The 14,018-nt window shown below is 40.2% G+C and carries 10 protein-coding genes and 1 pseudogene; all 11 read left to right on the top strand.

Going from position 1 to position 14,018, the window contains the following annotated elements; all coding sequences use genetic code 11:
- Nucleotides 1–91 precede the first annotated feature (91 nt).
- The 11 genes and pseudogenes from RMB13_RS20605 (at nucleotide 92) to RMB13_RS20555 (ending at nucleotide 13,915) form a co-directional block, all read left to right on the top strand.
- Nucleotides 92–1,009 (top strand): phage tail tube protein, encoded by a 918-nt coding sequence (locus RMB13_RS20605; RefSeq protein WP_311086220.1) that lies wholly within the window; start codon nucleotides 92–94, stop codon nucleotides 1,007–1,009.
- 71 nt (nucleotides 1,010–1,080) lie between these two features.
- Nucleotides 1,081–1,590, top strand: a complete 510-nt coding sequence (locus tag RMB13_RS20600; protein ID WP_311086219.1) for a hypothetical protein — start codon at nucleotides 1,081–1,083, stop codon at nucleotides 1,588–1,590.
- Between the two features lie 484 nt (nucleotides 1,591–2,074).
- Entirely contained in the window at nucleotides 2,075–2,368 is a 294-nt protein-coding gene (locus tag RMB13_RS20595; protein ID WP_311086218.1) for a DUF4258 domain-containing protein, read from the top strand.
- Nucleotides 2,369–2,382: 14 nt separating this feature from the next.
- Entirely contained in the window at nucleotides 2,383–2,841 is a 459-nt protein-coding gene (locus tag RMB13_RS20590) for a helix-turn-helix domain-containing protein (protein ID WP_311086217.1), read from the top strand.
- 201 nt (nucleotides 2,842–3,042) lie between these two features.
- Nucleotides 3,043–3,417: a hypothetical protein gene (locus RMB13_RS20585; RefSeq protein ID WP_311086216.1), complete on the top strand. Its 375-nt coding sequence runs from the start codon at nucleotides 3,043–3,045 to the stop codon at nucleotides 3,415–3,417.
- 112 nt (nucleotides 3,418–3,529) lie between these two features.
- Nucleotides 3,530–8,620 carry a tape measure protein gene (locus tag RMB13_RS20580; protein ID WP_311086215.1) on the top strand — a complete coding sequence of 1,697 codons (5,091 nt, stop codon included), beginning with the start codon at nucleotides 3,530–3,532 and terminating at the stop codon, nucleotides 8,618–8,620.
- Between the two features lie 307 nt (nucleotides 8,621–8,927).
- Nucleotides 8,928–9,086 carry a hypothetical protein gene (locus RMB13_RS20575; protein WP_199943000.1) on the top strand — a complete coding sequence of 53 codons (159 nt, stop codon included), beginning with the start codon at nucleotides 8,928–8,930 and terminating at the stop codon, nucleotides 9,084–9,086.
- 151 nt (nucleotides 9,087–9,237) lie between these two features.
- Nucleotides 9,238–9,636, top strand: a complete 399-nt coding sequence (locus tag RMB13_RS20570; protein ID WP_311086214.1) for a hypothetical protein — start codon at nucleotides 9,238–9,240, stop codon at nucleotides 9,634–9,636.
- The gene (locus RMB13_RS20565; RefSeq protein WP_311086213.1) at nucleotides 9,636–10,142 is read left to right on the top strand and encodes a DUF1833 family protein; all 507 of its coding nucleotides are present in this window, start codon (nucleotides 9,636–9,638) and stop codon (nucleotides 10,140–10,142) included. The genes RMB13_RS20570 and RMB13_RS20565 overlap by 1 nt, the downstream gene beginning before the upstream one ends.
- A complete protein-coding gene (locus tag RMB13_RS20560) occupies nucleotides 10,139–10,501 on the top strand; it encodes a hypothetical protein (protein ID WP_311086212.1) in 363 nt (120 codons plus the stop codon). The genes RMB13_RS20565 and RMB13_RS20560 overlap by 4 nt, the downstream gene beginning before the upstream one ends.
- Nucleotides 10,494–13,915: pseudogene (locus tag RMB13_RS20555) on the top strand (host specificity factor TipJ family phage tail protein). Before RMB13_RS20560 ends, RMB13_RS20555 begins: the two are co-directional and overlap by 8 nt.
- Nucleotides 13,916–14,018: the final 103 nt, after the last annotated feature.

The following is a 14,018-nucleotide window of genomic DNA, read 5'->3' as shown; positions in this document are numbered from 1 at the left end:
CGCTAAATTAGCGGGTTTTTTTACGCCCATTTTTTATAACGACCTGCTAATGAAGCGGGTTTTTTTATGCCTAAATTTTGGAGAACTATAAATGAGTTCAGGCGCAAAAATTCGATTATATGCTTGTGAAGAAGCAGTGCTGGGAACAACCCCGGCTAATCCAATCTGGTATGTCGTTCGCCGTGTGAGTGATGGATTATCTGAAAACGTTTCTACTGAAGAAAGCAGTGAAGTTGTAGATTCACGATTTCGTCAAGGTGGGGTAGTTACTGAAGCTGAAGTGGCTGGTCAGTTAGAGTTTGAATTATCTGTAGGGACATTTGATCTGTTTTTAAGTGCTCTTGCATTTAACAACTGGGCAGCAAATGCCCTCAGCTTTGGCGGCACCGTACGTAAATCATTTACCCTGGTTAAAGTCTTTGAAGATGTTGGTCAGGTCTTTATTTACCGTGGTATCCAGGTGAATACGGGTGAAATTACCATTCAGACCACAGGAAAGATTACTGGTAACTTTGGCTTGGTTGGTAATTCATTTACCCGTCAGCAAGTAAACCCAGTTGTTAATCCGATCGCTGCGTCAAGCCGTCCATTGGTCAGCATGCCAAACGTAGAAAACCTACTTGTGAATGGTCAATCTATTCAAGGTAAGGCGTGTATGCAGTCACTCACGCTTTCAATCAATAACAACCTCGAAGCGATCCGCTGTATTGGTTCAGGGAAATACACGCCAGAGTTCTATTTAGAGAAGATGATGGATATAGAAGCGAATGCTTCATTCATGTTCTCGGCTACAGCAGCAGGCTGGATTGATGCAATCAAAACCCGTGATGTGTTTACGCTGACTTTCGATATTAAAGACAGCAAAGGAAGTAAGTACTCGTTCAACTTCCCACAATTGGAAGTAATGGAAGCCAATCACCCGGATGGTGGTGGTGATGACATCATCACTTTAGATATCAACTTTGCCCAAGTTCGTACAGCTCCAACGATTGTGCGTGCTCTCGTGTAATTCAAATTAATAAACCTTAAAGCCTATGGAATCCCATGGGCTTTTTTATTTCCTAAATTTCAGAGGTAGGTATGGCTTTAAAAGTCGGAATTGTTCGAAGCTCAGAAGTATCTAAGTGGTGTACGTTTGAAACTGCAGGCGGACAAGCAGAGTTTAAAATTCGTGGTATTGGTTATAAGCCATTTCAAGTTGCATTAGAAAAGGCTGGCAATCAGATCTCGTCTAAAGGCTATGATGTAATGGTAAAAGATGAAAACAGTAAGCTCTATCATGAGCTTTTATTAGATGCGGCTGGCGCTCATTTAATCGAGGACTGGAAAGGCGTTGTTTTCGCTGAAGTGGTAGGTGGTGAAACAGTCGAAACTGAGCAACCATATACTCCAGAGAATGCATCAAAGCTGCTTAACCTGGGTGATATTGGCCTACTGATTTGGTCATTCATTAAAGAGCAAGCGCAAAAGATTCAGGAAGATGCCGATAAGGATAAAGCTACGATTTTGGGAAAGTCATCGAACTCTACAAGTACCAAAAAACCTATGCGTCGAAAACGCCGCACGAAATCGAACAAATCAAGTTCTTAGGTGGACATATTCCGGATCCACCAGAATATTCTTATGCAGCAGATGCAATACTTACAGCCTTTAGCACGATTATCAGATCCAGACGATATGAACAGGGCATTCCTTTATCCTTAGACCAGCAGGCTATCAATGTTTATGCTGAGCATAATGATTTACCTGTTAGTGCTCACATCTTTAATGACTGTATTTTTGCTTTAGACAATTTATTTATTGAAGAAGCTTATAAAAAGTCAGTAAAAAGTAAGTGACCAAATTGGGCATTGCAATGACTGTAAAGCCCAAAATTGTCAAGTTATTAAGCATTACAGCGTTTAAGTGACTCAAAACAACGTAGTCGATGTTACAAAATACTTGATCTGGATTGACAGAAATTTACCTTTAAGGTATTGCGTGTAATTATCAAATGATGAATAATCACCTTACCGTCAATATTTGACGGTTCAGTATTCTTTTACTCTTTTCGAGAACATTGGTGTTTGCTTGTATGTGTTTAACATTAACTGAAGCTAAACAAAAACTTAGAGCGTCTGCTAGAGATACCAGCAAAATCAAGTTAACCACACATGCAAAAGAGAGAATGAAAGAACGCTGTATCTCCATGAAGCAAATTATTTGCTGTTTTGAACATGGAGACATCACTGAAGGGCCGTACTTAGATGCCCGTGGAACTTGTAAAGTTAATGTTTCTGTTCGTACTGCTGGTGAGTATATAACCACTACAGTTGCATTTAAAGAGACCGCGAACGGTGACCTTTCAGTCGTAGTTACTACATTTTAAGAGTAGGCTAGATTATGTATCACTATGAAGAAAGTGGCTTAAGTAATATTTGGCTACAAAATGGTTTTACTATTGAAAATGATGAGGATTTTGGCGAGTTGGTATCGATCCAATCTGTCTATGATCTCCATAACGCCATAGGCCTATATTTAATAACTCATAAGCCAGAACTCAATGGCGAAGAAATAAGATTTCTTCGTAAAGAGCTAAATTTATCTCAAAGAAACCTTGCTGGGCTTTTAGGTGTTGGCGAATCCAGTATTCGTCACTGGGAAGCTGGCCGTTCATTAATCGGCAAACCAACAGATTTATTACTCCGTGCTTTATATCAAGAGCACGTGCAAGGTGACGGTGAGTTAAGAAAGTTAATTGAAAATCTTAATCATCAAGAAAGAACATTAGTTCCAAGTGAAATTAGCTTCTCATATGGAAATAATCAATCATGGCATCAGAGTAATTGTGAGATAGCTTAGTACGCTTTGCTTAATATAAACCACCTTCGGGTGGTTTTTTAATATATTAACTGTTAAATTTTATCCATTGTTTAAAGGAGTTTTTTATTAAAAAATTATATTTATACATTAATATTAACTTTAAAATTATGAGTTTAGCTTTATTAGTAGAGCATCTGAGCTAAGAATTTTTTAAAAAGTGGCATGAGTGCAGGATTAATTATGGCAAATATTCAAATACACGCGGGTGATATTACAAAAGGTAAGGGGACTATCTCTATTTCTTCAAATGTCTTAACTATTGTTGCTGCATGGGCACCTGGTGATGGCTTTTTTGGAAAGACTCATACTTTTTCCAAACTAGAGATTGAAGAATTAACTCAGGCTACTGAAGAAAATGTTAAAAGATTAGGTGGAACTGTTGGATGGGGAGTAGCTGGTGCTGCCCTTCTTGGACCAGTCGGATTATTGGCTGGACTTTTGCTAGGCGGGAAAGGAAAGGATGTGACTTTCATTCTTAAATTTAAGAGTGGTAAAAAAATACTAGCAACGACAGATAGTAAAACTTACACACAACTTTCAGCACTGTCTTTCTAAAAAAATTATTTGTAAAAAGTATCTTCGGGTACTTTTTCAGGCAGTCATTTATAGTTTTAATTTAGTCAACCCACTTTTGAGTGGGTTTTTTATTGCCTAGAGGAAAGTGAAAATGGCACAAGAATCTCGTCTGGTCATTGTTATTGATTCGCAGAATGCTGAACGTAATGTCAAAGCCTTGGCAGAAGAATTGTCAAAATTTACTGATCGAGGTGATTCCGCATCTAAATCATCGAAAGATATGGAGAAACAGCTTTTTATAACCAATAATATTGTTCAAAATTTTAATACTACCGTTAATAACTCCAATACATCAGTTCAAAAAACGGTTGAAGTGACTAAACAAGCAACTCAACAAAATCATAAATTTGCGCAAGAAATTAAAGCTACAACCAATGAGCTGGATAAACAGGATAAAGCGGCTAACACTTTCGGTACTTCTATTAAAGCTTTAGCTGGATATATGGCAGGCTTGGCTACGGTCAATGCTGCAATTGGTCAAATAGATGCTTATACAGGACTACAAAACCGTTTAAAGCTAGTTACTAAAGACCAGATGGAGTTAAATAAGGCGACTGAAGATACATTCAGGATTGCTCAAAATACCTATTCAGCATGGGATTCTGTTTTACAGGTTTATCAACGATTTAGTGATAATGCTAAAACTTTAAATCTAACAATGGATGATACAGCGCGTTTAACTGAAACAGTTTCAAAAGCTGTGGCGATTAGTGGCGCGAGTGCTTCCGCGGCAGATGCAGCATTAGTACAATTCGGGCAGGCCTTAGCGAGCGGTACCTTACGTGGTGAGGAACTGAACTCTGTCATGGAACAAACTCCGGCTTTAGCAAAAGCTATTGCTCAGGGTATGGGTATTACCGTAGGAGAGTTACGATCAGTAGCAGCTGAAGGAAAAATCACTTCACAGGAAATCGTGAAAGCCCTTAGAAACGTAGAGTCTGATGTAGATGCATTATTCGGTAGAACTGATATTACGATCAGCCAGTCATTAACTCTTCTTAATAATGAGATTACTAAATTTGTCGGAGAAGCTAGCCAGGGAAGCGGAGTGGCTCAAGTATTATCTGGTTCAATTAAGGTTCTAGCCGAGAATTTAGAATCAATCTCTTATGTAGCTATTTTGGGAGGCACTGCATTACTAACCAAAGCAATCGCAACACAAGTATCAGCTTTAAATACCAAAGTAGGGTCTTTAGTTGCTGACAATGCTGCATCACAATTGCAAAAGCAAAAGGCGATAGAAAGCGCAAAAGCTGCGCTTGCAGAAGCTGAGGCACATTTGGTGAATGTAAGAGCAACAAATGCCGAAACTCAAGCCAAATTTGGAGCAAGTGCAGCTAGTGCCAGATATGTACTTGCAGCTAATAATGTTGAGAAAGCAACTAAAGCCGTTACGTTAGCTCAAGGTAAAAGCGCTTCAATGGCAGGTTTATTGAGCGGAGCATGGGGATTGATTGGAGGTCCAATTGGGGCAATCACATTAGGCGTGACTGCTTTGGCAGCTACTTATATGTATTTCTCAAGTAAATCTGCTGAAGCCACTGCAAAGCTAAAAGAGCAAGCTGAAGCTGCAAAGTTGACTAAGGAAGAAATTAAAGCCCTGAATGATGAACAACGTAAGGAAAAATTAGGTGATTTAGCAGCGACAATTGAAGATCAAAACAAGGCGCTAGAACGGCAAGAACTGGCGGTCGGGTCGGCATTGATCAATATCCAGAACTATGCGGTGGGCAATGCCAAAGTTGCTGAAATTTCGAATAAGGCCAGACTTGGCACCATTTCATATACAGAGGCGATTGAGCAATTAAAGAATCAGAAGATACCTTCTGATTTAATGGATGCATTGCTTAAACAAGTGAATGCCTATGATGAAGCGGCAGAAACTGCAGCAAAGACTAAGCAGACATATAGTTTATTTGGTTTCGAAGTAATACTTGCAGGCAATAGGGCTGAAAATGCCATTGTCGGAGTTGATAAAAATACCAAGTCCTTAAATGAAAATGAGAGAGCTGCATTAGCTGCTAAAAATGCACAAAAGAAATATGCTGATTCTCTTTATGATCGTGAATATGATGCATATTTTATGAAATTTGCATTAGCAAAGGGGTTTTCCGAAAAACAGGCTGAGGAGCTACTTAAAAGTGCTAATTGGGCTCGAAAGGAGGGTGTTGAATATACCTATCAAATAGCTCAAAAAGGCCTGCAGGTACTGGATATTGAAGAACAGAACAAGCAGGTAATTGAAGCCAAAAATAAAGCTTTAAAGGAAACTACGAATGAGTTATCTAAACAGCAAAAACTATCGAAACGTCTAGTCGGTGTGTCAGGCCAATCAGGAATTGGCACAGGCCCTCATCTTGATGTTCGATATGGCGGTTCAATGTCTGGCCAGAAAGTCTCTAATGAACATCTGGCTCGATTGCAGGCGGGTGGTAAACCATTGTCATCCTACAAGATCAGTTCAAATTACGGTCCACGAAAAGCCCCTACCAAAGGGGCTTCTTCATTTCATAAGGGTATTGATTTCTCAATGCCTGAAGGTACGCCAATAACAACCAATGTCGCTGTGAAAGATATCAAGACAAGATATGACAGCAAAGGTGGTGGCTATGTTAGTGAGGTGATCTTTGAAGATGGTGTAACACTTAAACTTCTTCACCAGTCACCAAGTATGCAAAGCAAGGTTAAAGGTGGGGCGAGTAAAGGGAGTGATAAAGCATCAGGTGATATTCAATCACAACTTGATCGTCAACTAGATGCTCAGCGGTCACTTGAAAATGAAGTGGCCACTGAAGTACAGCGGATCCAGAATAATTTAACGGTTAGACTGGAGGATGTTGATAAAGCTGGCCTTTCACCAGAACGCACTAAAGAAATTAAAGCAGAATTACAACGCCGTGCTGATAATGATATTGCGATCGCCAAACAAGCCACTAGAAGCAAACTAGAGGATTATAAGGAGTTTCAGAAAACTGAGGCTGAACTACTTAAAGAAAATTTTGATCGCAAAAAGTTTAACGCGGCTCATGATATTGAATTAAGTAAATCTGAACAAAAGCAGGCTGTTGAATTAGTCAAAGAACAGTATAAGCAAGAACTCGCTCTTATGCAGTTGGCTCAAGAGCAACGATCATTTCAAGCTCGGTTATCTTTGCTTTCCGAAACTCAAGCTATGCAGGAGCGGTACAGACTTGAAAGAGAGGAGATTCTTAAGAATACAAAGCTTTCCATAGAAGAGCGGCAAAAGCTAGTCGCATTATCTAAAGCCACACAGGACAAAGAGACACGCGACAAAGTTAATAATGCTGTTCAAAACTGGGGCGGTATTCAGGCTGATATGAATGGCTCCAGTGAGTTCTATAGACAGGATCAGGAACGGTTCAGCCGTTTAGGGGCTGCCAATGACCTAGCTGATAGTCAATATGCCGCAACTGATCTTAGTGAGCAAAGTGGTTTAGATGGTCTGAATGCACAGATGGAAGCTGGGCTAATTCAGCTACAGGACTTTGAGAACCAGAAAACCGCAATCATTCAAGCTGCTCAAGAGCAACGAAGTCAAATTTACAATGAATTTGCCCAGAACACTAAGGATATTGAAGACAAATATCAACAAGATCGATTGAACACTCAGATTGCCCTTGGTGGGCAAATGATGGGTTCTGTCACATCGATGTTTGGCTCTATGTTTGGTGAGCAATCTAAAGCCTACAAGCTCATGTTTGCTGCGGATAAAGCTTATGCAATTGCTGCTGCCGGTATTGCCATTCAGCAAAATATTGCAGCAGCTGCAAAAGTTGGTTTTCCGTATAACTTACCTTTAATTGCTGGGGCGGTTGCACAGGGTGCCAGCATTATTGCGAATATCCGGGCAATTAAAGATCAAGGCTTTGCTGATGGTGGTTTCACCGGATCTGGTGGTAAATACGAACCTGCAGGTATTGTCCATAAAGGCGAGGTGGTCTGGTCCCAAGAAGATATTAAACGCTGGGGTGGTGTTGGTTTGGTTGAGAATATGCGTAAGAGCTCAGGCCCTGAAGCATTTATTAATAACCATGCCACTAACAACACTTCAGCAGAGAATGTTTTTAATCGTTCATTCCTTAGCTCAAAAGCTTTTAATGACAATCAAACTATCTCGAATATCTTTAATCAGCCTACTAAAGAGAATCAGATTATCGTTAATGCTCTCAAGCCAAGCAAAGATGTGGTGTCAAGATTCGGAGATGTTCAAAACATTACTAACCAGTATGCCGGGAACAACTCAAGCTTTAGCAAAGTTCTAGATAAATCGATTCAAAGTAGTAAATCCCTTACTGCCAATAAATCAAACTTGTCTAATTTCTCTAACTCGAAAATCTTAAATAGTAATGTTTCAAACAGTACTGTTCAGAATGCTCAGAAAGAATTGCTAAAGGATGTTGATGTATTTAGAAATGATTTAAGCTCAAATCCGATTATCGTGGATGGTTCAAAGGGCTTTGCTAATGGAGGATATACAGGCAGAGGTAAAAAGTATGATGTAGCTGGCGCTGTACATAGAAATGAGATTGTCTGGTCACAAGATGATATTAGAAATTGGGGTGGTGTCGAGAAAGTTGAACAATTGAGGAGGGCTAGAAGTCCAGAATCATTTATTTCTAATTATGCTCAAAATAACACCTCTTACGAAAATATCAGGAATCGGGCAAATCAAAGTTCACGGGCATTTAACCAAAGTAGAGATATCTCGAACATCTTTAATCAGTCTTATCAAGATGATCAGATTATCTATAAGGGAAATACTAGTGCAGCCAATCCAACTACTTCGGCAAACTCAGATCTATTCCATGACGGAAAGATTTACTTCTCATCAAATGGTTTAGTTCAGGATCGATCAAATCTTGAAGATGTGCAGGACTTTACCTTGGGGCAGTCTTCACGCCCTCAAGCTGAGTTTATGCCTTCATTTGAGCCATCATCTCCGACGATCAATTTCAAAATTGAAGTTGTGAATCAGATCAGCGGGGCAACTGTTGAAGCAGAACAATTGGATGAAAAAACTGTCCGGATCATCGTAAAGGAAGAACTTGATAAGCAACTTCCAAAAGCGGTACCACGATTGGTAAGCGAGGATATTAAAAATCCAAATTCTCTAATTAGCCGCTCAATGACTGAGAATACAACTGCAAGACGTAATCGATAGTTTTAGAAGTACACGTATAATGAGAGAAATGTTAATGGAATGTAACTAAAACCATTTGAAGTCGTATGTATAAGGAGAGAAGAGCTGTTGACAGTGCATACACCTAGTCTCTTCTAAAACTTATTGACAGCCAATATTATGAAAGGACCACCTTCGGGTGGTTTTTTTATGCCTGTATGCGGAAAAACCGCAGGAGGTAATACACATTGGAAATATTTAAACTTCCATAAAAGCAAAAACCCCAGTGTTGGTAGCACTGAGGTTTTTAGTTCCACTTAATCGTCGAGAATCAAGGAGAAGTCTTACTATGCATGAAATTATAGCAGTGATTTTAAAATATGTAGAGGTAACTATGGAAAAATATGGTTTTGTAAAAGTAACAGGATCTATCTTTTTCGGAATTTTTCTTTGGCAGTTTTCAAACATCATTAACGCTCTGGCCAAGCTTATTGAGGTTGTTCAATGAAAGATAAATATACATGGTGGGATGTAGGTAAATCAGTATTAATGATCTCCATCCCCATATTTATATGGAAGTTAGATACCATAATACTCGCGTTAAAATCATAGAAACCGACCTAATTAAAGGTCGGTTTTTTATTGCCTGAAGGAAAGTTATGTACAAGTTAAAGCTAAATCCTCAAACAAATGGCTATGGCGTAACACCAGGTGATGATGTAAAGCGTCAGCAGATGGATGGAGGCCGAGGACGTTATTACATCGATGTTAAACGTAATAGCCATATTGTCGAAGTGAACTGGAACTTAAGTAAAAGCGATTTCAATAAAATGATGGCTTTTTGGCGTGTCTACCAGAATAAGCCAGCTTCATTTTATGCGGATCTAGTCATTGACCAAGGAGCGCGCCAGCTATATCAATGCAACTTTATTCCTAACTCATTCAAGACCAATGAGGTGAATGGAAATCTATATCGGGTAACAGCTCAATTAGAAGTTATTCAAAATCAGACGAATCTAACAGCTGATGCAGCATTGATTAAAGATTGGGAGGTCTAATGGATAACGAATACGCAAAGTTCTTTCTCAATCGTAAAGTCGATGTCTATCAACTGGAGTGTATTGAGTTATCACACCCATCTTTTCTAAACACTTATCGAATTGTCCGTAATGATGATCGAGGTGTCTATGTTCAGCATAAGGCAGGGGCTGGTCAGGTGTATTACGAATTCCTGCCAGTTTCAATTCAAAGATCCGGAATGCTGGGTGATCTGGACCAGACTCTTACCGTTTCAATTTCTGGTTTAGGCGATGTATTACCTGATGAGTTCGAGCGGGTAATTGAGGGGCAATATTCTAATGTAAAGCCGACTGTAAATTACCGTCTTTATAGTTCGGATAACCTCAATTCACCAATGTTTTATTTGATTGGCCTCCAGCTTGCTAGTGTCGCTATGAATCATAAAGCAGTGACATTTAAAGCAGAGTCACCAAGGCTCAACACAAATAAAACCGGAGATATTTTCTCGCTTGATCGTTTTAGTGGTCTCAAGGGGGCTGTATGAAAAGTCACGACCATTTGCTTGATAAGCAATACGACGAAGAGCATTACAACTGTGTTCACTTTACCCACGAAGCTGCAATGGATCTATATGGAATAGATCGTAGTGAGGCGCTTGAACTCTTTATGCAACCTAAGGGAAATATTACCTTCCTTACTTCACGTTTAAAGCTTTTAAATCCGCTGCCCATGCCCAAGGAGGGCTGCATCGTCGCCTTCCATCCAAGGCAAAGAAATAAGCCCCCGCATGTGGGGCTTTTTCGTGAACAAAAGATTCTGCACCTCATGGAGAGTGGAGTCACTTATCTACCTGAAGAGGTTGTAATGGGAATGGGGTTTAGTCGAGTGAGTTATTATGATTAAAGTTATTTATAAGCAAGATGCTTTGTCTGAAGAAAAGACAGTTGAGCATGCCAACACACTAGGGCAATGGCTTACTTCTAAATATGATTACATGCCTGAGCACATCCGTATTTTTCACACTGCTAGCAATATGGATCATGCGGAAATCTCTTTTGCGAATGAAGTAACACCTAAAAATGCATATGACTTAAAACAGCTCGATTTTTTACCCGGTACTTTTATCGTTATTGAGAACCCCAAATGGGTCGCTGCTATCGTTTCGATTGTAATTAGTATTGCGATCGCATTTTTAATGCCTACGCCATCGGTGGCTCAGACGACTCAGAATATTAATCAATCTTCATCGGCAAATAACGAACTTTCAAATCGTGAAAATAAGATCCGGGTGAATGGTCGCATTGCAGATATTTATGGTGCTGCTTGGGATACGCCTGATTCAATAGCCGTGCCTTACAAGGTTTATGAAAACAATATTGAAGTTGAGCATATGGTCGGCTGCATAGGCCGTGGTCAATATCACATAAAAGGCGCTTACGATGGTGAAACCAATATCGTTGATATTGCTGGGGCTTCGGTAGAGGTTTTTCGACCAGGTGTAGATATCGTTTCAGGAGAACCTTACTTTTCGATTGGTACTGAAATTACCACACCGCCTTTAACAGTACAGCATCAAACTTCTGTTAATGGTCAAGTCTTACGGCCAGCTGACACACAAACTTTAGAAGGAACAAATTACCTTCTTTTGCATATCCAAATGAGATCCTTCGAGCTGCAGCAAACAATACAGATTTAACGACTAAATTTGTCAGCAATGATCGCGTTGAAATCACTAATGCTGTATTCACATATAACGGTCAAAGCTATGATTTAAACGGTACTTACAGTGTCTTATCCGTTGCTGATGACCGCATGACTTTATCAAATCCTGCTGCCGTTAATTCAAATTGGTTAAAGTTAAAAGAACTTTCAAATCAGCAAACAGCTGCCGCATCTCCTAAGCTTGCATCTATTGGAGAAAAATGGATTGGCCCATTCATCTTGGACAATATTGAACGTAGTCGGGTGCTTTGTAATTTTGTGGCCACAAATGGACTTTATACCGTTTCATCTGGAGGTAATCAGGCAGCGGTAAACGTGACAATTGAGGTTGAAGTCACGCCTGTAAATGAGTCTGGCACAGCTATTGGCAATCCAATGCTGAAACAGATCATTCTAAAAGGTTCAGCGAAGTCACGGCAAACGGTTGGGGCAACGCTGGATATGGTCACATTTCAGGGCCGCTGTAGTGTGCGTGCTCGCCGTTTAACTCCAACTCCTGCAGTCACAACTGTTGTTGATGATGTGAAGTGGCAAGCGCTATACGGTGCATATCCATTGCAAAGCACAACGTATGAGCATGAAACGGTTTTCCGTGCACGTACTTATGCAACGACTGGAGCATTGTCGGTTAAATCCCGTAAGATTAATTTTGAGCTTCAGCGGATGTTGCCGACTTATAAAAATGGCTCAATGACGACGGAGTTGTTTCCAACCTCAAGTTTTGCCGATGCACTAGTCTCCATGTCTCTGGATGACAAGATTGGTCGCCGTATGATTGATGAGATTGATATTGAAAACATCTACCGTACTTATAACGACGTAGTGGACTATTTCGGTACACCTTTAGCTGCAGAATTCTGTACCACCATTGATGATACTAATCTTTCGTTTGAGGAGCTGGTTACCAACCTTTGTGATGCGGTCTTTTGTACAGCATATCGGCAAAACAATAAGCTAAAAATCTACTTCGAACGACCAACAGATAACTCGGTGTTGCTATTTAACTTCAGGAATATCATCCCTGATAGTTATAAGCATGATCTTACATTCGGCGTAATAGATGACTACGATGGGCTGATCTATGAATACACGGATCCGACAGATGATAGCCGTATCAATATTTATCTTCCGGATAAAGGAGCCAAGAACCCCAAAGAGGTGAAATCGGTAGGTGTGCGTAACAAGTGGCAAGCTCACTTTAATGCGTACCGGCTATGGAACAAGCTCCGGTTTCAGCGTAAGTCGATTACCTTTGATGCAGCACCAGAATCTGAATTACTGGTTTTACGTGACCGTATTGCCGTAGCGGATTATCGCAATGGCATTCATCAAAGCGGTGATGTAATTCAGCAAGAGGGCTTAATTCTTACATTGAGCCATGATGTTGATTTTATTGCTGGCAAGAGCTATGTAATTTATTTACAAATGGGCGATGGCTCTGTTGATCTTATTCCTATCACCGCTGGATCTGCTAAGAACAAGGTGGTTTTAGGACGCTTACCAAATGGAGCTCTAAAGCTAAGTTCTGATGATTTTGTTAATACCATTTATACGGTAGTTAATGATGATACAAAGGACTCCTTACCTTACTTGGTTGCTAAAAAAGATCCAGTTGATAAGTTCTCAAATACCATTACGGCAGTAAATTACGATGTTCGGTATTATCTCAACGATAAAGATTTTATTGATGTACCAGTCGATGATTCTCCGATTTACATCCGTTATGACCAGCTAGATATTAATCTTGCACGTCTATATCAGATGCAAAGAGGTGACTTGCCAACAACTGGAGAAATTAGCTTTATTGTTGAAGCCGGTGCTTTGGTTTCGAGTTCTAGTTCACTTAGACCGGAAACCAGAATGGTTTATAAATTTGATAATAATTCAGTTACGCGTGAATTTATTGTTCCTGCTGCATCAGAGTTACCAGCCATCGATACAGGAGTATTTCCTTCCGATCTTATCGTAAATCTTACGATCAAAGGTTCAGTGGTTGGGCGTGGCGGTGATGGCGGTTTGCCACATTTGGCATTTGGTGCCTGGTCTAGTGATCCAAATTATACCTTTACCAGAACGCGGCGTGATGGATGTCAAGGTGCCCCAGGTTTAATGAACCGGCATAGCAAATTGAATCTTATTATCGATGGTGGAACTTTGGCTCGAGGTGGTTCAGGTGGTGGTGCTACACCGAGTGGTATCTATACTGAGCTTAGCTATGGAGTTCAAGGAATTCCCGGTGGAGCTGGCGCACCGTTTGGTCGGATTATGACTGGACAGCCAATTTACAACGATACTCAGGACTGGCGTTGGTATTTTGAAGGCGGGTATTTGATGGTTGTAAAAGTCACTGATGCGGAGGCTGTGATACCAGGTAAAGGATACCGAACTCAAAATGACCGCTATGGATCTCCTTTATCTGGTGATGGTGGCGGATGGGGACAGCGTGGCACCAAGTCTACAAATAGTGGTACTTGGAACTGGAATTACCACGGAACAACAGAAGGCCAACCAGGTGCTGGTGGATCTGCAATTATTGGAATTGCGCCACTGACAACTCAATTGATTAATGGAGGACAAATTTTACAAACCCTTTAATACTTTAAAAGAACTTAGAGCACCCATATTGGTGCTTTTTTATCAGCTATATTTGGTGAGTGACTGTAATTTTTTAAATTAACTCAATCTAAATGTGATATTC

It is taken from the genome of Acinetobacter sp. V102_4, assembly GCF_031799005.1.
GTDB classification, from domain to species: Bacteria; Pseudomonadota; Gammaproteobacteria; order Pseudomonadales; family Moraxellaceae; genus Acinetobacter; species Acinetobacter calcoaceticus.
This window is presented reverse-complemented; position numbering and strand designations above follow the sequence as displayed.